Origin of the sequence: Sorangium sp. So ce426, assembly GCF_051475585.1 — a bacterium.
In the GTDB taxonomy this organism is placed as follows: Bacteria; Myxococcota_A; Polyangia; order Polyangiales; family Polyangiaceae; genus Sorangium; species Sorangium cellulosum_B.
The window spans coordinates 8,596,724-8,622,503 of the sequence record NZ_CP150341.1 but is presented as its reverse complement, the minus strand read 5'-3'; the positions used below and the strand labels follow the sequence as shown (position 1 = coordinate 8,622,503).

The window sequence follows — 25,780 nt, the reverse complement described above, 5'->3', positions numbered from 1 at the left end:
GCGGTCGCTCTCAGTTCTTCCGCGCGAGGCGGAACTGCTTCCTGCCTGTCGCCGCGTCGACGGTGGGAGGCTCGATGCGGAGCATCGTCAGCGAGACCTCGCGCACGCGGCCGTCGCGCTCCTGGCGGAGGCGGATCCGCTCGCCATCCGAGCTGATCACGGTGCAGTCGCCGAAGTGAAAGTGGGTCACGCTGTCGCCCACTTCCGGATAGGGCTCGTCCTCCTGGCGAGGACGGGCCGGGCGCTGCGGCAGCGGCGCGGCGGGGAGCTCCGCGGGGCCCGTCGAGGCCGCGCGCGGCGGCTCCACGGGCGCCGGAGGGGCCGCGCGCGGCGGCTCGATGGCGGGCGCCGGGGGCGTCGCGCGAGGCGGCTCCGCGGCGAGCGCCGGGGGCGTCGCGCGCGGCAGCTCCGCGGCGTGCGCCGGAGGCGCCAGGCGGGGCGGTTCACCCGCGAGCGCGGGGATGGCGGACGACTGGGTCGCGAGCTGCATCGTGCCCGTTCGATCGTCGAACACCCGCACCAGGGGCAGATCGTCGAACGCCGTGACGCGGAGCTCGAGCCCGTAGACGCGCGCCCACACGAGCTCGCCGGCGGCGAGCTGGAGGCCGACGCCCGACTCGCGGGCGAGCGTGGCCGACAGCCGGAGCGAGGTCTCTCCCTGCTGGAGCGCGATGTTCCCCGAGAGCGCCACGACGTCGCACGGGCCGTCGAGGACGCGCGTCTTCGCGTAGGTGCGGGAGGCTTGATCGAACAGCGCCACTTCGGCCTTCTCCAGCGAGCCCACCCCCTCGATCCAGCCGGCGCGCGCCTCGGCCTCATCGAGGGCGCGCACCAGCGCTGCAGGGAGCTCTTCGCCCCGGTCGAGGCGGATGATCAAATGGCGGGCACGGCGTGCCTCGAGGACATTCATCGCTGTTTCTTCTCTCCGGTCGTCGAGGGGGCTGCGCCCGGAGCACCCGGGGCTCCTTCAGAGCGCCGAGCGCGGGTCGCCGTCACCTCGATCTGGGGCGCGCCAGGCGCGCGCTTGGATGATGGGTCGCCTGCGGCGGCGGTGATCCGGTCCGCCGGCAAGCCCGCGGTTGCAAGGAGCTCCTTGACGGCGCTCGCGCGCGCGCCCGCGAGCTCGAGGGCGCGCGCGGACTGATCGCCCTGACGATCGGCGTAGGCCTCCACGATGACGATGTCGAGGGGCATGCGCCCGCGCATGAGCTGGGCGATCATGCCGAGCTGCGCCGCGAGGGCCGGCGGCACGCGGGCGCTCGCCGCCGGGAAGCGGGCCAGGCCGTCGAGGACGACCTGATCGCCGGACCATCGCGGCAAGGACCTGCCGGCCGGCTCAGGGCAGCCGTCGGCGTCGTTCGTGCCGTCGATCGTCTCGGCGGTCATGGGGCACGCGTCGGCCGCGTCGGCCACGCCGTCCTCGTCGTTGTCGCGCTCGGGGCAGCCGTCGTCGTCCTGGAAGCCGTCGCGATCCTCGGCGACGAGCGGGCACTGATCGCTGGCGTCAGGGACCTGGTCGATGTCGTTGTCGGGATCGGGGCATCCGTCGTCGTCCTTGAAGCCGTCGACGTCTTCCGCGCCCATGGGGCACGTGTCGCGCGCATCCAGGATCCCGTCGCCATCGTTGTCGGGATCGGGGCATCCGTCGCTGTCCTGGAAGCCGTCGCGGTCCTCGGCGTCGTTCCGGCAGGCGTCGGCGTCGTCCGGGACGCCGTCGCTGTCGTCGTCCGCATCCGGGCAGCCATCGCCGTCCTGGAAGCCGTCGATCGTCTCGGGCTCGTCCCGGCACCTGTCGCGACCGTCGGGGATCCGATCGCCGTCGTTGTCGGGATCGGGGCATCCGTCGCCGTCCCGGAAGCCGTCGCGATCCTCCGCGACGAGCGGGCACTCGTCGTCGCGATCGAGGACGCCGTCGGCGTCTGCATCGCGCCCCGTGGGCGCATAGCGGAGCCCCAGGTTGAACCGGAAGCGCGGCGCGGTGAACGCGCCGCCGGAGGCGAACGGGATGGCGCCGCCGCCGCCCGCGGACAGCGAGACGTCGCCTGCGAGCAGCGGGGCGCTCGTGGCCGAGAGGATCCACTCCGCCGGCACAAGCGCCGGGGCTCCGGCGGGCTGCTCGGCGAGCGTGTAGAGGGCGAACGCCTCCGCGGACGCCGTGAGCCAGCGGTCCGGGAGCACGTCGACCGAGGCGCCGAGGGCGCCGAGGAGCTGTGGGCCGACCTCGGCGTCGATCAGCGTGCTCGATCCGCGGAGCCGGGCCCCGACCTCGGTCGCGAGCAGGAGCTTGCCGAGCCGGTACGCTGCGGTGACGCTCGGCGCGAGCGTCACGGTCCCGGCGCTGGCGAACACCGACCCATCGCCGGTCGGCACGCCCAGATCGAGGCGCGCTGCCAGCGAGAAGCCATCGAGCGGACCACGCTGGGCCGGCGGCACGATCGCGAGCGCGGCGCCCAGGCGAGCGTCGCGCATCACGCTGCGCTGGAGCTCCGTGCCGGTGCCGAGGACGTCGGAGAAGCCCGCCCCGTCCTGGTACAGGGTGACGGGAGCGGCGACCGTGACCTCGAGGCGATCGGTGAGCCCGAACGACGCCAGGAAGGTCGCGTCGACCATGTTGTCCAGCGCGTGGATGACCGTCCCCTCGGGGTCGGGCGAGGCGGTGCGCAGGCCCACTGGCCGCGACAGGTAGCTCGCCACGAGGCCGAACGAGGCCTTCGCGCTCGGAGCCGTCCCTGTGCTCCCCACGGCGAAGAAAGGGCCGCCGCCCGCGTGAGGCCAGAGGTTGTCGGCATCGATACAGCCCGACAGCCCGCTGGCCGGCGCGCACTCGTCCGCGCGCACCGGCGCCGGAAGGAGGGTCGCCATGAAGACCCCGGACGCCACCAGCAGCGGGAGGCTCGATCGTGCAGGCTCCCTCCGGTTGGCGCGCATCGCGCCCGACCCTCTACTACTGCCGGGGGGAGAGTCAAAAGAGCAATCGACGCGTCGCGATGCGCTGGCGTCCGACGCTGGGTTTGCGTCGGATTGCGCCGGATTGCGTCGTGCTCCGCGGTCGCGCTGGCGCCGTGCTAGGACCACGCCCGGCCGGGGCCGGCGCCGCCGGCGTCCGCACGACCATGATCGACGACTCCCACCCGCTCCTGCTCGGCTCCGGCTCGCCGCGCCGGCGAGAGATCCTGACCACGCTCGGCCTGCCTCTCCGCGTCGCGGCAGCCGAGGTCGACGAGGCGGGGCGCGCCGACGAGGACGCCGCTGCCTACCTGGAGCGCGTCACCCTGGCGAAGCTCGCGGCCGCGCGGCGCCTGCGCCAGGCGGCCGGGGCGGGCGCGATCCTCGTGGCCGACACGTCGGTCATCCTCGGCGATTCCATCCTCGGCAAGCCGCGGGACGAGGTCGACGCGCGCGCCATGCTCCGCGCCCTCTCGGGCCGCGAGCACCAGGTCTGGACGAGGTTCGCGATCGCCGGCGGCGATCGGGCCGACGTCACGACGGCATCCGCCCCGGCCCTCGCCGAGGCGCTCCACGCCGAGACGGTCGTGACGCGGGTGCGCTTCCGCGAGCTCGACGACGGCGAGGTGGCGTCGTACGCGGCGACCGGCGAGGGGCTCGACAAGGCCGGCGCCTACGCGATTCAGGGGATCGGCGCCTTCGCCGTCGCGCGCATCGACGGCTCCTATTCGAACGTCGTCGGTCTGCCCGCGTGCGAGGTCGTCGCTGCGCTGCGGGCCACCGGCTTGCTTGCGCGCTTCCCGCTGTCGCTCGCGCGCTCGTCATGAGCGACGGCGCCTCGGTCGCCGCGCGCCGGCGCGATGCGGGCGCGATCTTCGCGCTCGCCCTCGCCGCGCGGCTCGCCATGGTCGCCTGGGCGGCCGGGCGCTTCCCGCCCACCGCCGACGGGGCGTACTACCAGCGCATCGCCGAGCGGATCGCGGCGGGGCTCGGCTACACGTGGCTATGGCCGGACGGCGTCGTCACGTACGCCGCGCACTACCCGGTGGGCTATCCGGGCGCGGTCGGCGCGCTGTACGCGCTGCTCGGCGCGCACCCCGCGGTCGCGATGCTGCTGAACGCCGTGCTCGGCGCGCTCGCGGCGCTCGCCGTCCATCGCCTGGCGGCCCGCGCCGCGCCGCGGTCGCGCGCCGTGCCGGCGCTCTCCGGCGGGCTCGTCGCCCTCCACCCCGGGCTCGTGGCGTATACCCCGGCGCTCATGACCGAGGGCGTCACCGGTTCGCTCGTCGCCTGCGCGGCGTGGGCGTCCGCGAGGGCGCGCGAGCGCCGCCCCGCGCTGGCCCCGTTCGCCGTCATCGGGCTGCTCATCGGCGCCGCCACCCTCGTCCGCCCGCAGGCGCTCCTGCTCGCGCCCCTGTTCGCCGGCCTCGCCCTCTCGGGCTCTCCGCCTGCTGGCGGTCCCCGGCTCCTCCCCTCGTTCGCCGCGCGCGCGGCGCCCGTCCTGCTCGCCGTCATCGTGGCGCTCCTCGTGTGCGCGCCCTGGACCGCGCGCAACTGCCTGCGGATGAACCAGTGCGCCCTGGTGAGCGTGAACGGCGGATGGAATCTCCTCATCGGAGCGGACCCGGCGTCCACCGGCGCGTGGGCGCCGGTCCAGGTCCCCGAGGCGTGCCGCGAGGTCTTCGACGAAGCCGGCAAGGACGCCTGCTTCGGCCGCGAGGCGCGCCGGTACATCGCGGAGCACCCGGGCGAATGGCTCGGGCTCGTGCCCAGGAAGCTCGCGGCGACGTTCGACTACTGCGGCGCGGCCGGGTGGTACCTCCACGCCTCGAACCCGTCGGCGTTCAGCGAGGCCGACAAGGTCGCGCTCGGCGCCGTCGAGACCGTCTTCGAGCGCGTCGTCCTCCTCGCCGCGCTCGTGTGGGCGGCGCGCAGGCCCGCGCAGGCGCCCGGCGCAGCTCGCCGCCCCTCGCTCGCGCACCGCGCGCTCGACGTCGCTCGGCTCGCGCTGTTCGCGCTGGGGGTCGTCGCCGCGCTGCACGTCCATGCATGGGTGGGCTACCTCGCGCTCCTCGGCCTCGCGCTGCTCAAGGGCCGCGCGCTCCTCCGGGCGCCGGTGCTCGTGGGCGCCGCGCTCGCCGTCCTCGCTGCGACCGCGGCGACGCACGCCGTGTTCTTCGGTGCCGGGCGCTACGCGCTGGTCGCGTTCCCGCTCCTCTCGGGGCTCGCCGCCCTCGCCGCGGCGCGGCAGGAAGCGGAGGAAGCGGAGCGGCCTGCCGCCGGCGCGCCCGGCGCGACCACCCACATGCGCGCCGCGCCCCTCGCGCCGCCGCGCGGGTGGGGGGGCGGGTCGTCGGACGACGAGCTACTTTGACAGCGCCGCCTGGGCTGCTGCATCCTAGGCCCCCGTCGGCTCGGGAGCGCGTGCCCCCGGCTGGCGAACCTGGAGGAGAGACGGATGCCCTTGATTGAAACGGAAGAGGCGGCGCGCCGCCTCGCGCGCGCCATCGCGAGCGATCTCTCGCTCTACAACGAGGAGAAGATCGTGCAGGGCATCCAGCAGGATGACCTCTTCACGGTCCTGTCCGAAGAGATCGAGGAAGGGCGCGCCCTCTACAAGAGCCGCGTCTCGCCGGACCTCTACCAGAAGAACTTCTACGACCGCGCCCTCGTCGACATCCTCATCAAGTCCAAGGGCCACATCAAATCGAAGATCTGGTAGCGAGCGCCCGCAGCTGGTCGAGCGCCTTGCGCATGTCCGCTGGCAGCGCGCTCTCCCAGCGGACGGGCTTCTGCGTGACGGGGTGGATGAACCCGAGCACGCGCGCGTGGAGGGCTTGCCGGCCCAGCTCCTCCGCGATCGCCCGTACCGCCGGCTTCTTCGGCGGCTTGCCGTAGAGGGGGTCTCCGAGGACGGGTGTCCTGCCGCGCTCGGCGAGGTGCACCCGGATCTGGTGGGTGCGGCCCGTCTCGAGCGAGCACGCGACGACGGTCGCGGCGTCGCCGAGCCTCTCGAGCACGCGGACGTGCGTCACGGCGCGGCGCGGCGCGGCGACGTGTGAGCCGGGCGCGCCGGCTCCGGAGCCGGGGGCGCCCGCGCCGCCGCGGATCCACGACGTGAACCGGAGCCTGTCGGTCGGGTGCCGGCCGTGGAGCGTGTCGTACGTGGCGTCTCGCGCCTCGCCGGCGACGATCGCGGCGTACTCGCGCTCGATCGCGTGCCTGGCGAACCGATCTTTCAGCGCCTCGCGGGTGGGCTCGTCCTTCGCGACCACGAGCAGGCCGCTCGTCCCTCGGTCGAGCCTGTGCACGATCCCCGGGCGGACATGGCCCATGGGATCGCGCGGATCGGCGGGCGCCAGGGCGAACCCGGGCAGGGCGAGCAGCCCGTTGACCAGCGTGCCGGACGCGTGGCCGCGGGCCGGGTGCACGACGAGCCCGGCAGGTTTGTCGATGACGAGCAGGTGCTCATCCTCGTACACCACCGCGATGGCCACGTCGGGCTCGGCCGCGGTGGGCGAGGGCGACGGCTCTTCGGGGCGGACCTCGACCAGCGCGCTTGCGCGCACCGCCACCGACGCGCGCGCGGGCTCCCCGTCGACGAGGACCCGACCGGCGGAGATCCACCGCTGCACCGCCGCGCGGGAGGCCGCATGGCCGGCGCGGTCGAGCAGGTGGACGACGAGCTTGTCGAGCCGGTCACGAGGATCGCCGTCATCCACCCGGAAACGGAAGTGGAGCGCCCCTGCACCGGCAGCCATCGCGTTCGTCACGGACGTCGTTCACGGCCGAGCGGCGCCAGGGTGAGGGCGTCGCGGCCGCGCGATCAATACTCCGTGTCGCCCTCGTCGTCCTCTTCGGCGGACCCGAGCTCGGGGTTGAGCGCCACGTGCGACTCGAGGTCCTCGAGCCGCTGCGATTCGCGCAGCTTGATGAGGCCGCACTGCTCGGCGAGGTACAGGTCGAACGCGGTGTAGCGCGGGAAAACCCGGACGTTCGTGTCCTCGTTGTCGAGGCCGAGGATGACGAGCTCGCCGTCCCGCCTGGCCTCCCCGAGGTAGAGCGCGTTCCATGGCTGACCGGGGAGGTTGGGCAGCCTCACGACCTTGGCCCGGAGCCGCGATTCGGTCCAGCCGAGGTCGGTCTTCGCCTCGGCCAGCTTGCGGACCGAGGTGAGCTTCGGTCGAGGCGCCGACGGGTCCTGGCCGAAGCGATGCCGCCCCTTGAACCGCGGGCCCAGGCTATCGAGCGTGAAATCGAACTCGAGGAACGCCCGCAGCGTGGGCGGCAGCTCGACCATCAGCCTCGACTCGAGCGCATCGAGAGCCGCCTGGCTCGCTCCCACGGCGGTATGGCTGGAAGGGCGCTTCTTCAGTTGCGCGATCACGCGATGCACAAGCTCAACGCCACGTTCGATCGGTGCCATGTATCCACGGGCCGCGGTTGCGCGGTGTTCTTCAGGACCCAAAGGGCCTCATTGGGGCCTCGTCTCTGGGCCCCGGCTGTTGCAGGCTCATCGCGCGCTCGGTCGGCTCTCTACATCGGCCGACCGGGTGCGCATCCCTCTATGGTGCCTACCGGTCCGGTCCGCTCGATGTCAACCGGCGATCGCACCGCGGTCGATCATTCCTCCTCCCCCTGAAGTGATCGCCTGGTTTCCCGTTTCCCGTCACCCTCGTCTCGAGGAGCGCGGTCCGCCTCTCCCGCGTGCGCTGAAGGCGCGCCGCGCGCGCCAGATCAGGACGGAGGCTGCGATGAGCACCACCGCGGCGCCGATCCCCAGGATGACCCATTGTGGCGCAGGGTAACGCCCGCGCTGAAGACCAGGAGGCGGCCGCTCGTACTCGATCTGGAGCTGCGCGCCCACCGGCCCTCGTTACACGCGGATGCTCCGACCCGCAACTGATCCCGTGGCGCGAGCTGGCCGGCTCGGCGTGCAGGCCAGCTCGTGAGCAGCCCTGGCAGCTGCTCGGGCCGACCGCGCAGAGCGAGGAAGCGCGCTCCAGATCAACGCCTCGCCGAGCGGCCAGCGCCAACGGATCAGAACTTGCTTTCCTGGAAACTCGGGGTTGTAAAGTGGACCGAAGCGCGGGCACCGTGCGGCCGGTGCGAGAGGGGTGAGAGATGAAGCCGGGCTCTTCAGCGTGGGTCGAGGGGGCGCTTCCGCGGCCTTCCCGGGTTCGACGGTACCTCATCGTGCTCGGCGCATGGGCGGCGCTCGGCGTCCTGGCGGGAGCGTGCGGCCGTACGAGCCTCCCCGACCTCTCGAACACCAGCGCTGGAGGCGGCGGCTTTGGCGGCGCGACGAGCGGCAGCATGTCGACCTCATCGAACGGAGGCGAGGGCGTCGGAGGCTTCGACGCGTGTGGCGGCCCCACGGACTGTGACGACGGCGACGACTGCACGAGCGACGACTGCGCAGACGGGCGCTGCGATCACCGCCCCCGCGACGACGATCGGGACGGCGTCGGCCCGACGTTCTGCGGCGGGAGCGACTGCAACGACCTCAACCCGTCCGTCTTCCCGGGCGCGCCGGAGATCTGCACGGACGCCGCGGACAACGACTGCAACGGCGTCAGCGACTGCTTCGATCCCGCGTGCGCATCAGGCGAGGTCTGCGGCTGTACCCCGAGCCCTGGCGGCGAGCGCTGTCAGAACGGCGTCGACGACGACTGCGACACGATCGTCGACTGCTTCGACGCGGACTGCTCGGGGACGCCGGCCTGCGGCTGCTCCACCTCGGAGGCCGGCAAGTGCGGCAACGGCGCCGATGACGACTGCGACCTCGCCTTCGACTGCGACGACGCCGACTGCGCCTCCGAGCCGCTCTGCGCCTGCAGCTCCCAGCGCGAGCGCTGCGACAACCGCGAGGATGACGACTGCGATCTCCTCGTCGACTGCGGCGATCCGGACTGCCGCGGCGTCTTCCCTTGCGCGTGCGAGCCGCCCGGCTCGCCGGAGCGGTGCGAGGACGGCGCCGACAACGACTGCGACGGGCGCGTCGACTGCGCGGATCCGCAGTGCGTCTCCGCGCCGGCCTGCGCGCGCTGCGTGCCGGAGATCTGCGACGACGGCGTCGACAACAACTGCGACGAGCGCGTCGACTGCGCGGACAGCGCCTGCGCCTTCGCGCCGAACTGCGAGCCGACGCCGGAGCGGTGCAACAACCACGTCGACGACGACGGCGACGCCCTGGTCGACTGCCAGGACCCGGACTGCGCGAGCAGCCCCGTGTGCGTTCTCGAGCAGGCCAACTGCCTGTCGCCGAAGCGCATCCCCGGGACTGGCACCTACACGGGGGACACCACCGGGCACGTGAGCGAGACCCGGGGTGAGTGCGGCGGCGACGCCGGCGAGGCGGTCTTCTTCTTCGTGCTCACCGCGCCGTCGCGCGTGCGCGTCGACTCGCGCGGGTCGGCCTTCGACACGGCGCTCTACGTCCGCACGGGCGTCTGCAGCTCCGGCCGGGAGATCGGCTGCGACGACGACAGCGGCGGGTCGCGGGCCTCCCTGCTCGATTTCAGCATCCTGTACCCCGGCACCTATTTCGTCTTCCTCGACGGCTTCACGATCGATCCCGCGAGCGGACCGAACGAGGGCCCCTTCGTGCTCAACGTCGAGATCACCCCGAACCCGCGCGAGATCTGTGACGACGACCTCGACAACGACGGCGATCACTACGTCGACTGCGCCGATCCCGGCTGCGCCGCCTTCGGCTCGTGCCGGGGCTGCGCGAAGGGCGGCGCGCCTGGCCCCGAGCTCGGGACCGCCGCGTGCACCGACGGGATCGACAACGACTGCGACGGCGCGCTGGACTGCGCCGACGAGGACTGCAGCGCGAGCGACGTCTACGTGACCGAGTGCTGCAACGGCCTCGATGAAAACGGGAACGGGTTCCCTGACGATTTCACCTGTCGATGCGCCTCCGATGCCGATTGCGACGAGGGGCAGATCTGCTACACGCACACCTCGTTCACGTGCGGTTTCCCGTGCGAGAACTTCAGCGGGAGCATCTGTCCCTTCGTGGCGCCGGGCTCGCACTGCAACGATGCGACCCATCAGTGCGAGTTCTGATGGGCGTCGAGGTGGCGCCGCCGCCTCTTTCGCGCGCGCGGCGCTCCCCGGCTGGCGCTCGTCCGGGCTAAGGTCAGGCCATGGAGATCCTGATCATCCGCCATGGCCATGCCGTGGATGACGCGCCGGACCTCGGCGACGCAGGTCGCTGGCTGACGGGCAAGGGGCGCAAGCTGACCCGGCGCGTCGCCAAATGGCTCGCGAAGCAGAAGGACCGCTGCCCTGGGGTGATCTGGACGAGCCCCCTCGTGCGCGCCGTGCAGACCGCGGAGATCATCGCCGAGGCCGCCGGGCTGACCGACGAGGTGTCGGTGGTCGCCGAGCTCTCTCCCTCGCGCGACACGGCCGAGATCCTCCGCCGGCTCTCGCAGCACCAGGGGGCGCAGCCGCTGGCGCTGGTGGGGCACGAGCCTTCGTTGTCGGCGCTGGTGACGTCGCTGCTCGGCGACGGCGGCTGGGCGGGCCTGAGCCTGAAGAAGAGCGGCGTCGTCGCGGTGAGCTGGGACGGGCGCGGGCCGGGGACGCTGCGCTTCGCGCTGGATCTGAAGGCCATGAAGGCGGTCACGCCGGTGAAGGAAGCGCAGCAACAGGCGCCTCGCGCCCGGTGATGCGCGTCCGCGCCGCGGCGCCGCTCAGCGCACCGATCTCTCCACGGCGCTCAGCACGTCGACGTCGCGGACGCCGTCCGCCTCGGCGCGGTACGACAGCACGATCCGGTGCCGCAGCGCCGGGATCAGCAGCGCCCTCACGTCGTCCACGTCCGCGGCTGCTTCGCCGCGGAGCGCGGCGCGCGCCTTGGCCGCGATCACGAGCGCCTGGCTCCCGCGCGGCCCCGCGCCGTAGCGCACGTAGTCCCGGACCTCCTGCGCTGCGCGCTCCGCCCCCGGCCGCGTCGCCCTGGCGAGGCGCACCGCGAGGTCCACGGCCTCGTCGGTCACCGGGATCCTCGGGACGAGGCGCCCGATCGCCAGCACCTCTCTCGCCTTGAGCACCGCCGCGATCGCCGGCGGCTTCCCCGAGGTCGTCCGTCGCGCCACCTCGCGCTCCTCGGCCTCGCTCGGGTAGGTGACGTGAATCTCCATCAAGAAGCGGTCGAGCTGCGCCTCTGGCAGCGGGTAGGTCCCTTCCTGCTCGATCGGGTTTCGCGTCGCGAACACCTGGAACGGGTCGGGGAGGGCGTGCGTGGTCGTCCCGACGGTCACCTTGCGCTCCTGCATCGCCTCGAGCAGGGCGGCCTGCGTCTTCGGCGGCGTCCGGTTCACCTCGTCCGCGAGGACGAGGTTGTGGAAGATGGGGCCGGGCTGGAAGCGCAGGCTCCGCGACCCGTGCTGCTCGTGCAGCACGTCGGTCCCCGTGATGTCCGCGGGCAGCAGGTCAGGCGTGAACTGGACGCGCCCGAAGCTGAGGTCGAGCGCCCTCGCGAGCGACGACACGAGCAGCGTCTTGGCGAGCCCCGGGACGCCGACGAGCAGCGCATGCCCGCGCGCGGCGAGCGTGATCAGCATGGCCTCGACGACATCGTCCTGCCCTACCACCGCCGCCGCGATCGCCGAGCGGAGCCGCCTGGCCCCCTCCGCCGTGCGCTCGAGGAGCGCGGCGTCCGAGAGGGCGGTCGATCCCTCCTCGGCGGTCGTCTCGGCGTCATTCCTGTGCTCGGGATCGCTCATACGGGCAGGGCTCGTACCCCGAGGCCGCGATGCCGACAAGGATCCGGCGAAGCCGGCTGTCCGCGCGGCGCTGGTCCTGGCCCGTGGAGGTTTGCTCGGACAGGTGAGCCGGTGTTAGCAATCGATCGCAATGGCGCAGAGCTCTGAGGCCCGGGAGAGGAGAGGGGCGTACGCGGCGGACGTGGAGGCGCAGCGCGAGCTCGAGGCGAGCGAGCCGGCGGGCGAGCCGCGCAGCGGCAGCGCTGGCGCGGCGGAGGACGGCGCGGGAGCGGCCGCGACCGGCGGCCAGGGCGGCCCTGGGGAAGGCGGCGCGGAGAGCGGTGAAGCGCCGTCGGCGCCGCTCGAGTCCCTGAGCTTGCACGACGGGCCGATCCCGCACGCGCCGCTCCCGCCGATCGCGGGGCCGTGGCGTTCCTACAAGGAGATCCTCGCGACGCTGGCCCAGCGCGTGCTCGATGCGCAGCGGCCGATCCGCATCCTCCAGGCGCTCCGCTGGGAGGCGGACGTCGAAGAGCAATTTGTCCGCTCGAAGCAGCGCGAGCTGCCGCAGGTCGCCTACTCGGACGACCTGGGGTTCGACCCGGAGGCCAAGCAGCGCGAGCTCGAGGAGATCCTGCGCGACGCCGAGCGGGAGCTCGGCAAGCGCGATCGGCTCGGCCAGATCCTCCGCGCGACGGCGGACGAGTACCGGAAGGTCGTGAGCATGCTCACCGGGCGGGGAACGAAGGCGTTCTACGCGCTGTCCCGCGAGCTCTACGGATCCCCGAAGGACAAGCTGCCAGACGGAAAGACGAGCGTGCGGGACATGGGGTTCGTGCTCTACGACCTCCTGACGGCGATCGGCGGTGAGCGCCTCGGCCCGTCGCAGCAGCGGGAGATCACGGCGGAGATGGCGGCGCTCGATCTGAACGCCCGCTTCGACCGCTTCTTCGGCGGCGCGTCGATCCGCGTGCAGGTGGACGACTCGCTGCTCGCGGACGCCGCCGCCGGCAGCGACTACGTGAAGATCCGGAGCGGCGCGATGTTCGCCAAGAGCGATGTCGACATCCTCGAGGCGCACGAGGGGTGGGTGCACGTGGCGACCAGCTTGAACGGGCAAGCTCAGCCGGTGGCGCGCTGGCTCGCGAAGGGGCCTCCGCGCACCACGGCGGTTCAGGAAGGCCTCGCCGTTCTGTTGGAGATCCTCACCTTCAGGAGCACTCCGCGTCGCGCGAAGAAGCTGAACGACCGCATCCTCGCGGTGGACAAGGCGGAGGACGGGGCGTCGTTCCTCGACGTGTTCGAGTGGTACCGCACCGAAGGTTACGAAGAAGACGAGTGCTTCCAGAATGCCAGGCGCGTCTTCCGCGGCGGCGTGCTTGCGGGAGGGGCGCCGTTCACGAAGGACGCCTGCTACTGCAAGGGGATCGTCCTCAACTACGCCTTCATGCGCGCGGCCATTCAGCACGATCGGGCGATGCTGATTCCCTTCTTGTTCGTGGGGAAGGTCGCGCACGAGGACGTTCCTGTCCTCCATGCGCACGTGACCGACGGGATCATCCGCCCGCCCCCGTATCTCCCGCCGATCTTCGACGACATGAACGGGCTGGCGATCTGGATATGCTATTCTTCCTTCTTCTCCCGCCTGGGAGGGACGGCGCTCGCCGAGCACTACGGCAGGATGCTGGAGCGCTGAGAGCGGCCGGCCCCGGGGCCTCGGTCGCGCCGGCCTCCTTTCGGTGCGCGCGGCGGTCGCCTACGGAGCTGGCGCGGCGCAAGCCGTGGGGGCCGGGCCCCCCGCGTGCGCCTCGGCGATCGCGCGCGTGACCGCGAGCCAGATCCTGCGCCGGGTAGCGTCCGGCACCTCGGGGATGAGCCTGGCGGCGCTCATGAGCGACTCTTCGTCCGCCCCGCGGGAGCGCTCGGCGACCTGGAGGCTCAACGGATGATGGAGCGCGCGTCGGTCCTCGGCGTTCATGCGCTTCACCGCCACGCGGAAGTCTTCGCGGGCCAGCCGGAGGCGGTTGCGCACCGTGTTCTCCTTCACGTCCAGGTCGCGCGCGATGTCGGCGGTCGCCACATCGAGCAGATCGTGCATGATCAAGACCACGCGTCGCTCGGTGTCGATCCCACCGAGCAGCCTGCCGACGAGCTGGCCGCTTTGCTCGCGCGCGAGCAGCTGTTCCGAGGTCAAGCCGGGGTCGGCGAGCTCGAACGGCCAGCTCGCCCCGGCGCCGGCCGCGATCTCTCGGCGGCGGTGGGCGCGCTCGCGGTAGTGGCCGACCTGTCGCCAGGCGATGCCGAACAGCCAGCGCCTGAGGGGCTCGCCGAGCGGGCTCGCCGTTTGTGGCGCCCCGCGTTCCAGGCCTGGGGCGTGGCCGCAGGGGGGGTGTCTGGTGCGCGCCTCGTCTGAGCAGCGCCTCGGATCGAAGCGATCCAGCGCGTGATACGCGGCGATCATGACGTCTTGCAGGACGTCGTCGACGTCGCGCTCTGCCACCCCGAGCCAGCGGAGCGCTTGTCGGAGAAATGACAGCCCAACAGTGTACACGGTCTCGAAGCTGGGCCGCTCCAGAAGGGGCCCATGCTCAACAAGCTGTTGCATGCCTGAACTTACGTGCAGCAGCCCTCTCTGATTTGAAAATCGTCCACCCCTACGACGTCGCCGCCAAAAATGTAAATTTTATTACATTCGAGGCGGCCTCAACCTGGGTCCGGCTGCGCACGGAGAAGAGCGGCGAGGCAGCGCATTGCTCGACGTGCGGCGTGCGCTCATTCGCTCATTCGCTCATTCGCTCATTTGCCTTGGAACACCGGCTTCCGCTTCTCCATGTACGCGGCGAGCCCCTCGCGGGCGTCCTCCGACGTGAACAGCTCGGCCTGGAGCTCTCGTTCGAGGGCGAGCCCCTGTTCGAGCCCTACCTCGAAGCCCGTCTGAACGGCGCGCTTGATGCGCCCGACCGCCAGCGCCGCGCGGTCCGGCAGCGTGAACGTGTGGCTGTACGCGAGGACCCGGTCCATGAACTCGTCGTGGGAGGCCGTCTCCCAGACGTCATTGATCAGGCCAACCGCGAGCGCTGTCTCGAAATCGAACGTCTGCCCCTCGCACATCAGCTGGATCGCCCGGGATTTGCCGATGAGCCTGGCCAGGCGCTGGGTGCCTCCGGTGCCTGGCAGGACGCCCAGCGCGACCTCGGGGAGGCCGACCTTGCCGGCGCCCTTGCGGGCGATGCGGAGGTCACAGGCCATCGCGATCTCGAGACCACCGCCGACCGCGTGGCCGTTCAGCGCGGCGATGCAGAGCTTCGGCGTGTGCTCGAGGCGGCTCAACGTCTCGTTCGCGTGGAGACAGAAGTAGTATTTGAACGTCGGGTCCGACTCGCGGAGCATGTTGATGTTCGCTCCTGCGCAGAAGAACTTTTCGCCGTGCCCGGTGATGACGATGACATGGACATCGTTGTCGAAGCGGGCCTCGAGGATGGCCGCGTCGAGGTCCTTCATCATCTCGTGGGTGTAGCCGTTGACGGGCGGATCATTGAGCGTGAGCAGCGCGACGCCTGCAGAGGTGGCGTAGTCGACGAGGGCCATGGGCGCTCTTTACCAAACCGTCAGAAAAAGCGCTGCCCCCTGGTGGAAAGGCGCGGAATTGTGCTACCCCGCAGGGACGTGCTCATGAACGCGCAGGACGTGCGGCAGAAGTTAAAAGAACTCATGGTCGAGGAGCTGAACCTCGAGGGGAAGACGCCGGCCGACATCGACGACGCCGCGCCGCTGTTCGGCGCGGGGCTGGGCCTCGATTCGCTGGACGCGCTCCAGCTCGCCATGAGCGTGGAGGAGCGCTTCGGCGTCCGCATCCCGGAGGGCGACGAAGCGAGGCCGATCTTCGCATCGGTGGACGCGCTCGTGGCCCACATCGTCAAGTCGACCGCGGCGGCGTGAACGCGCCGCAGAGAGCCGTTCGGGCGTGCGCATCTGGGTGACGGGCATCGGGGTCGTCTCGCCCCTGGGGCGCGGGGCGAGCGAGACGATGGACCGGCTCATCGCAGGAGAGCGGGCCTTCGCGCCGCTCTCCTTGTTCGAGATCCCCGGGACGCGCGGGCGCATCGCCGCGGAGGTCCGCGACCTCTCCCCCGAGGAGGTCGCGCCGCCCGGCGAGGCGGAAGGGTGGTCTCGCACCGACGCGATGGCCGTGCTCTCGGCCCGCGAGGCGCTCGGACACGCGGGCATCGACCCGAGGGCCGTTCCCGTCGACCTGGTGGTCGGCGGGACGACCGCCGGGATGTTCGAGACGGAGGACTTGCTCGCCTGGCTGTCGCACGACCCCAGCGCGATCGCCCCCCTGAAGCGGATGCTCTCGCATCCCCTCTCCTCGACGGCCGACCACGTCCGCGCCGCCGTCGGTCCGTTCCGTCGGGTGAGGAGCGTCTGCAGCGCCTGCTCGAGCGGCGCGAACGCCGTGTTGCTGGGCGCGGCCTGGCTCCGCGCCGGCCTCTCCACCCGCGTGCTCGCGGGGGGCGCCGACGGCCTGTGCCGGCTGACGTACACCGGCTTCGGCGCGCTCGCGGCCGTCGATCCGGAGCCGTGCCGCCCGTTCGATCGGCGGCGCGCCGGTCTGAACCTCGGCGAAGCGGCGGCGTTCCTGCTCCTCGAGTCCGAGGACGCCGCGCGCGCGCGCGGGGCGGAGCCGATCGTCGAGCTCCGCGGATGGGCGACCGGCGCCGAGGCGCATCACATCACCAACCCCGAGCGCGAGGGGCGCACCGCCGCGCGCGTCATGCGCGACGCTCTCCGGTGCGCGGCGCTCACGCCCTCGGATCTCGATTACGTCAACGCGCACGGCACCGCGACGCCGCTGAACGACGTCATGGAGAGCGCCGCCCTGCGCGCCTGCCTCGGCCCCGAGGTGAACCGCATCGCCGTCTCTTCATCGAAGGGGCAGATCGGGCACACGCTCGGCGCAGCGGGCGCGGTCGAGGCCGCGATCACCGCCCTCGCCATCGCGCGCGGCGTGATGCCCCCGACCGGCGGCCTCGAAGAGGTCGATCCGGAGTGCCAGCTCGCGCACCTGAAGGAGGCGCGCGAGGCGCCGATCCGGTCGGCGATGTCGAACTCCTTCGGCTTCGGCGGCACGGACAGCGTGCTCGTGCTCGCGCAGCCAGGCCGTTTTCCTCCGCCGCTCGACGCCGGCATCGCGCCCCGGCGGCGCTCGGTCGTCGTGACGGCGGCCGCGACGATCGGCCCGCTCGGCGTCCTCGCGTCCCGCGGCGGCGCCGCGTATCTCGAGCCTGGCCCTCCGCCAGCGGAAGGGGCCATCCCCTTCAACACGGCCGCGCACCTCGATCTCGCGCGGGCGAGGCGGCTCGACCGCGCTGGCCGGCTGACGACGGCCGCGATCCTCACGGCCCTCTCGGAGGCCGGGCTCGGCGGCGCGGTCCAGGCCGAGGCCGGCGCGGGCGATCCGGCGGCCGACGTCGCGCCGAGCCGCACCCTGCCTGGCGCCATCGTCGGCGCGTCCTTTGGCAGCGTCGACGCCTCGACCGCCTACATGCGGCGCATCTACGACAAGGGCGCGAAGTACGCGAGCCCCGCCGATTTTCCGAACCTGGTCCCCTCGTCGCCGGTCGGGCATGCCTCCATCTACCTGGGCCTCCGTGGCCCGGTGTTCGCGATGGCCGATCTCGGAGCGACAGCGGAAGCGGCCATGGTCACGGCCATCGAGCTCATCACGGCCGGGGAGGGGGAGGCGCTCGCCGCGGGCAGCGTCGAGGAGACGAGCCCGATGATCGAGCGGTGCCTCGGTCCGATCTGCTCGCAGGTCGTCAGCAGCGGTGTCCGCAGCGAGGGCGCTGCCGTGCTGCTCTTCGAGAGCGCCGCGCGTGTGCGTGAGCGAGGGGCGCGCCCGGTGGCGGTCGTGTCCTGGTGGAACTCCTGGCGGGGTGACGGCGTGGGGATGCTCGCGGGAGCGCCAGCGCCGGCGCGCCTCGGCGCTTCGGTAGACGTCGCCCTGCGAGCGCAGGCCACCGTCCCGTCGCCAGCCGCCGTGTTCGTCGGACGAGAGGAGGAGCGCCTCGTCGCCTGCCTGCAGGGCTCACCGTGGGCCGAGGTGCGGCGCTCCACGCTCGCGTCGCGCTCGGGTGATCACGAGGGCGCCGGCGGGTTCGCCGCTGCTGCGGCGGTCGCGGCGCTCGCCAGCCGCGACCTCGCGAGCGTGCTCGTCGTGGGCGGCGCACCCGACCGGGGATACGCCATCCTGCTGGTCGCTCCCGGCGACGCGTGACGACGTCGCCGCCCGCTCCCCGCCGTCGTTCGCGGCACCTCGTCAGCGCCGGGGGCCTCCTGCTCTTGCTCGCGAGCCTCCCTGCCTGCGCCGCGAGCGCGCCCTTCGATCGCCGGCACGGCGGCGCGCTCGACGCCGAGCTAGCGCGCCTCCTGCCTGGCCCATCGGCGGGCACGTCCGCTGCGCGGCTCGACCCCTCCGCGTGGCGAGAGGGGCGCGAGCGCCTCGCAGGTCTCCGCCGCGAGGTCGAGGGGGCTGGCCCGCGCACGCTCCGCGTCCGCCTGGCATTGCGGGAGCCGCGCACGGGCCACGTGCTCGAGGCGCGCGGCGCGATCGCGGTCGCCCCGCCGGCGATCGAAGGGCGCGCACGCGCGGCGGAGAGCGACCTCCTCGAGCCCGAGGGCGCGCTGCGGATGATCCTCCTCGGCCCGGGCGGCACCACCGCGCTCGACCTGTGGGCCCGCGGCGATCGCTTCCGTTTCGCCGTCCCCGCGCTCGATCTGCTGAGGCGCGGCGACGCATCGACGCCGCGGACCGCGCTCCGCGGTCTGCCGGTAGATTTCCTGCGCTGGTGGATGCTCCACCCGGCGGCGGGGACGCTGCTCTGGTACTCGCGCGCCGAGAGCACGGAGTCCTTCGTCCTGCGCGACGGCGACGCCGTGATCGATCTGCGGGTCAACGACCGCGGCGTGATCGGCGCGCGCCGCACCACGTGGTCGACGGGGGAGGGCGCCCGCCGGCGCCGGCTCGACGAGGAGGTCGTGATCGCCGAGGGCATGGGCTGCGGCAACGTCCGTTACGCGCAGGCCTCGACCGGGCTGCTCATCACGGTGATCTGCGAGGCCGAGGAGCGGGATCGCGCGCCGGATCCGCGCGCGTTCGTCGATCCCGACGCGCTCCGGCCGGGGGGCGGCTCATGAGCGACGCCTGCGTCATCGCCTCGGGCGCTGTCTCGGCGCTCGGCCTCGGCCAGCTCGCCTACCGCGTCCCTCGGGCTGGCGAGCCTGCGCCTGTCGCTATCGCGCGCGACGCGGAGCTGGCTCGCGCCGGCCTGCTGCGGCCCTTCGCCGCGCGCGCCCCGGCGGAGCTCGGCGTCGATCCAGGCGCCGATCGCGCCACGGACCTGCTGAAGGCGGCGCTCTCACAGACCCTCGCGGCGCTGGAGGGCGTGCGTCCTGGCTTTCGTGGCGAGCGCATCGGCATCGCCCTCGGCACCTCCAGCGGCGGCATGCTCACCGCGGAGCGGTTCTTCGCCGCCCGCGCCGAGGGGGCCGACGCCGGATCGCTCGCCGCGCTGGCCTCGCGCGCGACGTATTTCGCGCCGTTCAACGACGCGCTCGCGGCGTTCGGGCTCGAGCGGACGCCGCTGCGCACGCACCTGCTCGCGGCGTGCGCGGCGAGCACCCTGGCGATCGGCCTCGGTCTCCGCTGGCTCGATCGCGGCGCCTGCGATCTCGTGCTCGCCGGCGGCTACGACGCCCTCAGCATCTTCGTCGCCGCCGGCTTCGAGGCGCTCCGCGCGACAACGGCGTCGAGGTCGCGCCCGTTTCGGGTCGGCCGTGACGGCATGGCGCTCGGCGAGGGCGCCGCCGTCGTCGCCCTCGTCCGCGAGGATCGTCTCCGCGGCGCCCCGGTGATCGTCCGCGTCGCCGGCTTCGGCGCCTCCACGGACGCGGTGCACATCACCGCCCCGGATCGAACCGGCTCGGGGCTCGCGCGCGCCGGCGCCGCGGCGCTCGCCGACGCCGGGTGGCCTGCCTCGCGCGTCGGTCTGATCAGCGCCCACGCCACGGCGACGCCTTACAACGACGCGATGGAGTCGCGCGCGATCGCCGCGATGCTCTCGCCGCGCGGCGCCGCGGAGGGCTCGGACGCGCTGCCGGGCGTGGATGCGCCTCCTCCGGTGGTCCACCCGTTCAAGGCTCAGATAGGGCACACGCTCGGGGCCGCCGGCGTGCTCGAGGCGCTCGCCGCAGCGGCCGCCCTCCAGGCGTCCATCGCTCCACCGGCGGCCTCCGAAGGCGAGCTCGACCCCGACGCGCCGGCTCACCTGCTCGAGCGCGCCGAGCCCCGCCCGCTCTCTTCGGCGCTCAAGCTCTCGGCGGCGTTCGGCGGCGCCAACGCCGCCCTCTTGCTCACGTCCTCCGCCAGCGGGCGCCGCCCGCGGCGCCCGCGCGCCGTGGTCCTCCGCGCGCACGCGCACGTGACGGGCTCCGATCTCGGGCGCCTCGCCGAGGCGACCGGCATCGCGCGCGACCGCCTCGCGCGCCTCGACGCGCTCTGCCGGCTCGGGCTGACCGCGGTGGCAGCCCTCGCCGCCCTCGTCGGCGCCGATCGCTTGCGGGGGGCCGGCATCGTCGCGGGCCACGCGCTCGCCACGATCGACACCAACGAGGTGTACGACGCCCGCCGGCGCGCCCGCGGAGCCCGCTTCGTCGAGCCGCGCCTCTTCCCTGCGACGTCGCCGAACGCGATCGCGGGCGAGTGCGCCATCGCGTACCAGCTCACCGGGCCGAGCTTCGCGGTCGGCGCCGGGCTCGGCGGCGCGCTCGAGGCGCTCCGCGCCGCGGCCGATCTGGTCGCGTCCTCGGACGCCGACCGCATGGTCGTCCTCGCGGCCGACGACGCTGGGCCGGTCGCGCGCGAGCTGCTCGGCCTCACCGGCGCCCAGCACCGCGCGCTCGCCAGCGGCGCCGTCGCGCTCCTCCTGCAGGCGGATCCCGGCGACGAAGAGCGCCTGCGCAAGGTCGATCCGGACCTCCCTGTCGACCACGAGGGGCCGGTCGGCCATCTCGCCCTCCTCCGCTGGCTCGAGGAGCACGCGTAGCGGCGCGCCCGTCCCCGTCATCCTTGGTGATCGTGATCGCTTCGCTTGCCGATCCGCGCCTCGATCTGGCAAGGTTCCCAGCTGGAATCAGCTGCTTCCCCCGAGCGTTGTCCTGCCTGCGTATGTTCTGCCGCCAAACAAAAGCTGTCGCTTCGCTCCTCGTCGTTGCTTCGGCCGTCCTCGCCGGGTGCGCGACCCACTACATCCCGAACACGGACGTGGAGGACAACGACGACAACCGCAAGATCATCTCGTTCTGCGAGAAGTATCGCAACGCGGTGGAGAGCAAGGACGTGGGCGAGCTGCTCAAGCTCGCGTCGCCCAAGTACTACGAGGACGGCGGCAACATCGATGCGGCGGACGACCTCGATTACGCTGGCCTGCGCGCGTACCTCACCGGCAAGTTCCAGGACGCTCGCGCCATCCGCTACGAGATCCGCTACCGGCGCGTCCTGAAGGGTGATGACGTCATCTACGTCGACTACACCTTCAGCGCGAGCTACCGCATCCCGGGGGGCAAGGGCGAAGAGTGGCGCCGCAAGGTCGACGACAACCGGCTGGAGCTCGTGGAGTACCAGGACGGGTTCCGCATCGTCGCGGGGATGTAGCCGCTCTAGTTTAGAGCGCTCTTCGAGGAGGGGGCGTCGAACACGCCCTTCTCCTTCGCGGCGGCGAGTATGCGGAGCGCAGTGCGGTAGCCGCGCAGGACGAGCGGCTTGGCGGCGAACCGGTTCATGTAGCTGTACCGGCCGATCGCGGGCGCCACGTCCAGGAAGGTGACGCTCGGGTAGAGCTTGGAGAGGAGCTCGACGCCGCGGCGCTCCTTCTCGGCCAGAAGGATGCTGAGCGACTGCCGGACGACGCTGGGCGCGCCGCTCCTCGCGATCGAGCGCTGCGACTCGTCGCGCTCCTCGGGACGGTAGATGTTGGAGATGATCACGATGTTCGCGCCGGCATTCACGGCCACGTCGGCGGAGAGCGTCCGGATCACCTCGCCGCTCAAGTGATAGCGGCCGTTGATGCGGTAGGGCCGGAACAGGCCGGGCACGCAGCAGCTGGCGGCCACCGCCTGGCTGATCGGCGTGGCCTCGTCGTAGCCCGGGCCGAACACGACGCGCTTGGCGCTGTCCACGTCCACCGCCGTCACGTAGACGGCGTGCGGCAGCTGCCGGAAGTCGTTGATCGGCAGCGTCCGGCGCACGTAGCGCTCGAGCCTGTCGATCGAGAACACCCCCGAGCAGAGGTATCCCGGGTCGAGCAGATCGCGCAGGGCGGGAGCGCCGAAGAAGCTCGACACGTGGAGGCGAGGCCCGCGATGACGTCGTCGCCAGGGGAGGCGGTAGGCGTCGAGCAGCACGTCGAGCGGGATGTCTTGCCCGTACGTCGCGCTGACCAGCGCGCCCGCTCCCGCGCCCACGTAGATCTCTGGATGGATGCCCAGCTCCTCGCAAGCCTTCAGCACGCCGAGGTGCGCAAGGCCTCGCGCCGCTCCCCCGGAGCCCACGAACGCGATCTTGAGGCGGCTCATCGAGCCCCGATCTTGTCGGAGATATGGCACAAGCGCAAAGCCTACTGTAATTGGAAGTTCTCGAGCAGCCGATAGATCCTGAATCGCGGACCGTCGCGGCGCAGCCAGACGACGATCTCGTCGCCGAGCAGGCGATCCGTGGCGACCCGCGCGGTCGCGATCGGCACGCGGATCACGACGTCCTGGTCGTCGAGCGTCTCGGGCTGGATCGCGGGGTGTTGCGGCGTCGCGAGCACGTCCTCCGCGCGGAAGATCTGGAGCTCCGACTCCCGATAGACCGGCTCTCCGGCGAGCTTTCCGTACTCGAGTCGCCGGAACCGCTGCTCCCACCAGAGCCCGGCGCTCGGCGGCTGCCCCGATCCGCCCGAGCCGGTGTGGATCGCGAGGGCATCGCGCGTCAGCAGCTCGCTCAAGGCTTCGCTGTCCTCGGCGACCACCCGCCGGAAGAACTCGTCCACGACGTCCAGCGCGGCGCCGATGCCGAGAGGCGTCCGGAGGGTCACGACGCTGTCCTCGACGTCTGCCTGGTTCGTCGGTGGCGGCGGGGCGCTCGCCGGATCGAGCGCCACGCCGTCGGGGCGGCGGCGCTCGTCAGAGAGCTCGGCGGCGGTGGGAAAGGAGGCCGGTCCTCCGCGGCCGCACCCCAGGAGCGACCCGCCCGCGATCACGGCGACGAGCAGCGATGGACACGCTCGCGACGGCCGAGAGGCGTCCGGAGCGCCGGCCGGCGGCGCATGGGCCCTGGCCTCCTGCGGGCCCTCCGGGCGTTCAGATCGGCTCGATCGCGGGAGCATCGGCGCGGGTGAACGTCACGATCGCACGCTCGCCAACGTGGGTCCACCCCGCGGGAGCCTGGTCGTCATCGAAGTCCGACGCGACGAGCGTCAACCGGCTCGCGGCATAGTCGGGCATGCGCATCCGGCCGAGCCCGCCGTCGCTGAGCAGCCGCTCCATGTCGTCGCTGCCCTGGTAGATGCGGTACGCCATCGACGTGCCGCCGTGGGCGGCGAGCAGGTACTCGGGGTTCGTGACCACGATGTTCATCGCGCTCGGCCCCGCCCCTTCCTCCGCGCAGAGCCGGTCCACGAGCGCGATGGAGGACCGGAGGGCCGTCCGCGCGCTCGCCGCGTCCACGTTGGGTCGATCGAGCTGGCCGCTGTCGTGGAGGAAGGACAGGAACAGGTGGAAGAGGAGCTCGCTGTCCGTTTCGCCGCGAACGTCGCGCTGGAGAAACTGCGGCAGCGAGTCGCTCAGCTGGTTCCGCAGGCGGGCGAACCCTTCGACCGTGCCCGTGTGGGCGAACAGCCACTGCCGATAGCGGAACGGGTGCGTGTTCTCGGTGCGCAGGCTGCCGACGGTCGCAGCCCGGACATGCGCCACGAGGATGTCGGCGCGCACGTCCTTGGTCATGTCGGCCAGGCTGATCTCCGGTCGATCATCGATCGGCCGGCGCTTGAGGAGAATCTCTCCTCCCTGGTAGAAGCCGACCCCCCAGCCAGGGATCACGCCCTCCCTTCGGCGAACCGTGAGGGCACGTTCTTCGAGCTCGATCGCACGCGCGCCGAGATCCGGACGGTTACCGATAAAGCCGACGAGACGAGCCATAGCTTTGTCCTCGCGAGTTGGGTCGGGGAGGCGGGGGCAGGGTCCGGCTCGCCGGTAGAGCGCTCCCTCATCTGCAAGCAGGGGTGGCTCCGTCGGTCGGCCGAGTGAGCGTGGGTCGCGGGTTGCGCCCTATGCTTTCTTGATACGACAGAGTCGCCCTGCAAGCGGAGCAAAAACGGATCCCCAGCGGCGAGGCGGGGCGCGGGCACGGCCTGACCACACTGCCCGCCGTTGTCGCGCGTCGCGTGGGCGTGGGCTTGCCGATCGCGTTACCTCTTACTCACGCTCCTCGCACAGCGTCGCGATTCCGACGCGTGGGTGCGCGCGAGGAGCGGCTAGCCTCGTCTGCTCCCACGCTTCCACGCTTCCACGCCCCCCACGCGTCGGCTCGCCGCGTCGGCGCCGTGGCGCATCGCGCCGTGAACGAGGCGCTGCGAAGCGGCGCCCAGAATTTCCGGCAGGATCTCTGACGCGCGGCACTAAGGCGAGAGCCGATTCAGCATGCGCGGGAACGGGATCGTCTCGCGCACGTGCGGCAGACCGCAGATCCAGGCGACGCTCCGCTCGACGCCGAGCCCGAAGCCCGCATGCGGGAAGGTGCCATACCGGCGCAGATCCAGGTACCAGCCGAACGCCTCGGGGGGCAGCCGATGCGCCTCGATTGCCCGCTCGAGGGTGGCGAGATCATCCTCGCGCTGCCCGCCCCCGATCACCTCTCCATAACCTTCCGGCGCCAGGACATCGACGCAGAGCGCGAGCCGGTCGTCCGTCGGATCGCGCTTCATGTAGAAGGCTTTCACCTGAGCCGGATAGCGGTGAATCATGACGGGGCGATCGTACCGGCTGGAGATGATCGTCTCGTCCTCGCCGCCGAGGTCCTCTCCCCAGGGAAAATCCGGAATTTCGGCCTCTCCGGCCATTTTACGTTTCTCCGCGCGCGCCTCGTTCAGGATGGCGACGGCCTCGTCGTAGCGGATGCGCGGGAACGGCTTCTTGACGGCCTCGAGCTTCCCGACGTCGCGCTCGAGCACCGCGAGCTCGGGGCGGCGCCGCTCGAGGACCCGCTCGACGATGAAGCAGAGGAAGTCTTCCGCGAGGTCCATGTCGCCCGCGAGGTCCATGAACGCCACCTCGGGCTCGACCATCCAGAACTCGGCCAGGTGGCGTCGGGTCTTCGACTTTTCCGCGCGGAACGTGGGCCCGAAGCAGTACGCCTTCCCGAACGCTGCCGCCGCCGCCTCCATGTAAAGCTGCCCCGACTGGGTGAGGTACGCCTTCTCGCCGTGGTAGTCGGTCTGGAACAGCGTGCTCGTCCCCTCGCACGCGTTCGGCGTGAAGACCGGCGCATCGACGAGCGTGAACCCGCGCCCGTCGAAGAAGTCGCGGATGGCCTGGATGATGGTGTGACGAACGCGCAAGATCGCGTGCTGCCGCTTCGATCGCAGCCAGAGGTGGCGGTGATCCATGAGGAAGTCGGTCCCGTGCTCCTTCGGGGAGATCGGGTACTCGCCGGCGGTGGGGCCGAGCACGCGGAAGCCGGACGCGGCGATCTCGTAGACCCCGGCGCGCTTCGGGTGCGCCTTCACCTCGCCGACGACGTCGATCACGCTCTCCTGGGTGACCTTGTCGGCGGCCGCGAAGACCTCGTCGCCGACGTCGCTCTTGGCCATCACGCACTGGACGGTGCCGAAGCCGTCGCGCAGCTCGAGGAAGTGGAGCTTGCCGCTCGATCGCTTGTTGTAGAGCCATCCGCGGAGCACGACAGTGCTGCCGACGTGCGCGCTGAGGTCGCTGGTAGCAATGACGGGCTGATCCTGCATGGGCGCCCGAAATAGCACGGTTTAGTTGCGGCTGACGCCGGCTCCGGCCAAAAATGG

Annotated in this window: 22 protein-coding genes; 11 read left to right on the top strand and 11 right to left on the bottom strand. The window is 72.0% G+C overall.

Features of this window, described 5'->3' with window-relative positions; genetic code table 11:
* Window positions 1–10 precede the first annotated feature (10 nt).
* Window positions 11–910, bottom strand: a complete 900-nt coding sequence (locus tag WMF44_RS32040) for a PPC domain-containing DNA-binding protein (RefSeq protein ID WP_437293845.1) — start codon at window positions 908–910, stop codon at window positions 11–13.
* Window positions 907–2,928: an OmpA family protein gene (locus WMF44_RS32035; RefSeq protein WP_437293844.1), complete on the bottom strand. Its 2,022-nt coding sequence runs from the start codon at window positions 2,926–2,928 to the stop codon at window positions 907–909. The genes WMF44_RS32040 and WMF44_RS32035 overlap by 4 nt, the downstream gene beginning before the upstream one ends.
* Before the next feature lie 185 nt (window positions 2,929–3,113).
* Here WMF44_RS32035 and WMF44_RS32030 point away from each other — a divergent pair, with 185 nt between their 5' ends.
* The 3 genes from WMF44_RS32030 (at window position 3,114) to WMF44_RS32020 (ending at window position 5,668) form a co-directional block, all read left to right on the top strand.
* The gene (locus tag WMF44_RS32030) at window positions 3,114–3,773 is read left to right on the top strand and encodes a Maf family protein (protein WP_437293843.1); all 660 of its coding nucleotides are present in this window, start codon (window positions 3,114–3,116) and stop codon (window positions 3,771–3,773) included.
* Window positions 3,770–5,320: a hypothetical protein gene (locus WMF44_RS32025; RefSeq protein WP_437293842.1), complete on the top strand. Its 1,551-nt coding sequence runs from the start codon at window positions 3,770–3,772 to the stop codon at window positions 5,318–5,320. Before WMF44_RS32030 ends, WMF44_RS32025 begins: the two co-directional genes overlap by 4 nt.
* Before the next feature lie 84 nt (window positions 5,321–5,404).
* Window positions 5,405–5,668, top strand: coding sequence for a hypothetical protein (locus WMF44_RS32020; protein ID WP_012238561.1), 264 nt, complete (start codon window positions 5,405–5,407; stop codon window positions 5,666–5,668).
* Here the strand turns inward: WMF44_RS32020 and WMF44_RS32015 are convergent.
* A complete protein-coding gene (locus tag WMF44_RS32015; protein ID WP_437293841.1) occupies window positions 5,649–6,707 on the bottom strand; it encodes an RluA family pseudouridine synthase in 1,059 nt (352 codons plus the stop codon). The genes WMF44_RS32020 and WMF44_RS32015 overlap by 20 nt on opposite strands.
* Before the next feature lie 65 nt (window positions 6,708–6,772).
* Window positions 6,773–7,333, bottom strand: coding sequence for an SMI1/KNR4 family protein (locus WMF44_RS32010; protein ID WP_437293840.1), 561 nt, complete (start codon window positions 7,331–7,333; stop codon window positions 6,773–6,775).
* Between the two features lie 737 nt (window positions 7,334–8,070).
* Between WMF44_RS32010 and WMF44_RS32005 the strand changes: the two genes are divergently transcribed.
* Together WMF44_RS32005 and sixA are read left to right on the top strand one after the other, a co-directional pair.
* A complete protein-coding gene (locus WMF44_RS32005; RefSeq protein WP_437293839.1) occupies window positions 8,071–10,020 on the top strand; it encodes a MopE-related protein in 1,950 nt (649 codons plus the stop codon).
* A gap of 80 nt (window positions 10,021–10,100) precedes the next feature.
* A complete protein-coding gene (sixA, locus tag WMF44_RS32000; RefSeq protein WP_437293838.1) occupies window positions 10,101–10,628 on the top strand; it encodes a phosphohistidine phosphatase SixA in 528 nt (175 codons plus the stop codon).
* Window positions 10,629–10,652: 24 nt separating this feature from the next.
* On the opposite strand, the gene WMF44_RS31995 is transcribed toward sixA, so the two are convergent.
* On the bottom strand, window positions 10,653–11,687 hold the full coding sequence (locus WMF44_RS31995; protein ID WP_437293837.1) for an AAA family ATPase: 1,035 nt from the start codon (window positions 11,685–11,687) through the stop codon (window positions 10,653–10,655).
* Window positions 11,688–11,817: 130 nt separating this feature from the next.
* Here WMF44_RS31995 and WMF44_RS31990 point away from each other — a divergent pair, with 130 nt between their 5' ends.
* Window positions 11,818–13,362 (top strand): flavohemoglobin expression-modulating QEGLA motif protein, encoded by a 1,545-nt coding sequence (locus tag WMF44_RS31990; protein ID WP_437293836.1) that lies wholly within the window; start codon window positions 11,818–11,820, stop codon window positions 13,360–13,362.
* 60 nt (window positions 13,363–13,422) lie between these two features.
* Here WMF44_RS31990 and WMF44_RS31985 read toward each other — a convergent pair whose 3' ends face one another.
* Together WMF44_RS31985 and WMF44_RS31980 are read right to left on the bottom strand one after the other, a co-directional pair.
* Window positions 13,423–14,271: an RNA polymerase sigma factor gene (locus WMF44_RS31985; protein ID WP_437293835.1), complete on the bottom strand. Its 849-nt coding sequence runs from the start codon at window positions 14,269–14,271 to the stop codon at window positions 13,423–13,425.
* A 191-nt stretch (window positions 14,272–14,462) separates the two neighbouring features.
* Entirely contained in the window at window positions 14,463–15,254 is a 792-nt protein-coding gene (locus WMF44_RS31980) for an enoyl-CoA hydratase/isomerase family protein (protein ID WP_437293834.1), read from the bottom strand.
* Window positions 15,255–15,338: 84 nt separating this feature from the next.
* Between WMF44_RS31980 and WMF44_RS31975 the strand changes: the two genes are divergently transcribed.
* The 5 genes from WMF44_RS31975 (at window position 15,339) to WMF44_RS31955 (ending at window position 21,378) form a co-directional block, all read left to right on the top strand.
* Window positions 15,339–15,605: a phosphopantetheine-binding protein gene (locus WMF44_RS31975; RefSeq protein WP_044969499.1), complete on the top strand. Its 267-nt coding sequence runs from the start codon at window positions 15,339–15,341 to the stop codon at window positions 15,603–15,605.
* Window positions 15,606–15,630: 25 nt separating this feature from the next.
* Window positions 15,631–17,943, top strand: a complete 2,313-nt coding sequence (locus WMF44_RS31970; protein ID WP_437293833.1) for a beta-ketoacyl synthase N-terminal-like domain-containing protein — start codon at window positions 15,631–15,633, stop codon at window positions 17,941–17,943.
* Window positions 17,940–18,863: a hypothetical protein gene (locus WMF44_RS31965; protein ID WP_437293832.1), complete on the top strand. Its 924-nt coding sequence runs from the start codon at window positions 17,940–17,942 to the stop codon at window positions 18,861–18,863. Before WMF44_RS31970 ends, WMF44_RS31965 begins: the two co-directional genes overlap by 4 nt.
* Window positions 18,860–20,770, top strand: coding sequence for a beta-ketoacyl synthase N-terminal-like domain-containing protein (locus tag WMF44_RS31960; protein WP_437293831.1), 1,911 nt, complete (start codon window positions 18,860–18,862; stop codon window positions 20,768–20,770). The genes WMF44_RS31965 and WMF44_RS31960 overlap by 4 nt, the downstream gene beginning before the upstream one ends.
* A gap of 122 nt (window positions 20,771–20,892) precedes the next feature.
* Window positions 20,893–21,378: a hypothetical protein gene (locus WMF44_RS31955; RefSeq protein WP_437293830.1), complete on the top strand. Its 486-nt coding sequence runs from the start codon at window positions 20,893–20,895 to the stop codon at window positions 21,376–21,378.
* Window positions 21,379–21,383: 5 nt separating this feature from the next.
* Here WMF44_RS31955 and WMF44_RS31950 read toward each other — a convergent pair whose 3' ends face one another.
* The 4 genes from WMF44_RS31950 to asnS all read right to left on the bottom strand — a co-directional run bounded on the left by WMF44_RS31950 (window position 21,384) and on the right by asnS (window position 25,723).
* Complete coding sequence (locus WMF44_RS31950; RefSeq protein WP_437293829.1) at window positions 21,384–22,298, bottom strand: patatin-like phospholipase family protein; 915 nt, start codon at window positions 22,296–22,298, stop codon at window positions 21,384–21,386.
* 41 nt (window positions 22,299–22,339) lie between these two features.
* Window positions 22,340–22,966, bottom strand: a complete 627-nt coding sequence (locus WMF44_RS31945) for a hypothetical protein (protein ID WP_437293828.1) — start codon at window positions 22,964–22,966, stop codon at window positions 22,340–22,342.
* A 100-nt stretch (window positions 22,967–23,066) separates the two neighbouring features.
* Window positions 23,067–23,804, bottom strand: coding sequence for a class II glutamine amidotransferase (locus WMF44_RS31940; protein ID WP_231864318.1), 738 nt, complete (start codon window positions 23,802–23,804; stop codon window positions 23,067–23,069).
* A 578-nt stretch (window positions 23,805–24,382) separates the two neighbouring features.
* Window positions 24,383–25,723, bottom strand: a complete 1,341-nt coding sequence (gene asnS / locus WMF44_RS31935) for an asparagine--tRNA ligase (RefSeq protein WP_437293827.1) — start codon at window positions 25,721–25,723, stop codon at window positions 24,383–24,385.
* Window positions 25,724–25,780: the final 57 nt, after the last annotated feature.

What these genes read in the sequence shown, in the direction of transcription:
- WMF44_RS32040 (WP_437293845.1), bottom strand. Translation starts at nt 910, where the DNA reads ATGAATGTCCTCGAGGCACGCCGTGCCCGCCATTTGATCATCCGCCTC.
- WMF44_RS32035 (WP_437293844.1), bottom strand. Translation starts at nt 2,928, where the DNA reads ATGCGCGCCAACCGGAGGGAGCCTGCACGATCGAGCCTCCCGCTGCTG.
- WMF44_RS32030 (WP_437293843.1), top strand. Translation starts at nt 3,114, where the DNA reads ATGATCGACGACTCCCACCCGCTCCTGCTCGGCTCCGGCTCGCCGCGC.
- WMF44_RS32025 (WP_437293842.1), top strand. Translation starts at nt 3,770, where the DNA reads ATGAGCGACGGCGCCTCGGTCGCCGCGCGCCGGCGCGATGCGGGCGCG.
- WMF44_RS32020 (WP_012238561.1), top strand. Translation starts at nt 5,405, where the DNA reads ATGCCCTTGATTGAAACGGAAGAGGCGGCGCGCCGCCTCGCGCGCGCC.
- WMF44_RS32015 (WP_437293841.1), bottom strand. Translation starts at nt 6,707, where the DNA reads ATGGCTGCCGGTGCAGGGGCGCTCCACTTCCGTTTCCGGGTGGATGAC.
- WMF44_RS32005 (WP_437293839.1), top strand. Translation starts at nt 8,071, where the DNA reads ATGAAGCCGGGCTCTTCAGCGTGGGTCGAGGGGGCGCTTCCGCGGCCT.
- sixA (WP_437293838.1), top strand. Translation starts at nt 10,101, where the DNA reads ATGGAGATCCTGATCATCCGCCATGGCCATGCCGTGGATGACGCGCCG.
- WMF44_RS31995 (WP_437293837.1), bottom strand. Translation starts at nt 11,687, where the DNA reads ATGAGCGATCCCGAGCACAGGAATGACGCCGAGACGACCGCCGAGGAG.
- WMF44_RS31990 (WP_437293836.1), top strand. Translation starts at nt 11,818, where the DNA reads ATGGCGCAGAGCTCTGAGGCCCGGGAGAGGAGAGGGGCGTACGCGGCG.
- WMF44_RS31985 (WP_437293835.1), bottom strand. Translation starts at nt 14,271, where the DNA reads ATGCAACAGCTTGTTGAGCATGGGCCCCTTCTGGAGCGGCCCAGCTTC.
- WMF44_RS31980 (WP_437293834.1), bottom strand. Translation starts at nt 15,254, where the DNA reads ATGGCCCTCGTCGACTACGCCACCTCTGCAGGCGTCGCGCTGCTCACG.
- WMF44_RS31975 (WP_044969499.1), top strand. Translation starts at nt 15,339, where the DNA reads ATGAACGCGCAGGACGTGCGGCAGAAGTTAAAAGAACTCATGGTCGAG.
- WMF44_RS31960 (WP_437293831.1), top strand. Translation starts at nt 18,860, where the DNA reads ATGAGCGACGCCTGCGTCATCGCCTCGGGCGCTGTCTCGGCGCTCGGC.
- WMF44_RS31955 (WP_437293830.1), top strand. Translation starts at nt 20,893, where the DNA reads ATGTTCTGCCGCCAAACAAAAGCTGTCGCTTCGCTCCTCGTCGTTGCT.
- WMF44_RS31950 (WP_437293829.1), bottom strand. Translation starts at nt 22,298, where the DNA reads ATGAGCCGCCTCAAGATCGCGTTCGTGGGCTCCGGGGGAGCGGCGCGA.
- asnS (WP_437293827.1), bottom strand. Translation starts at nt 25,723, where the DNA reads ATGCAGGATCAGCCCGTCATTGCTACCAGCGACCTCAGCGCGCACGTC.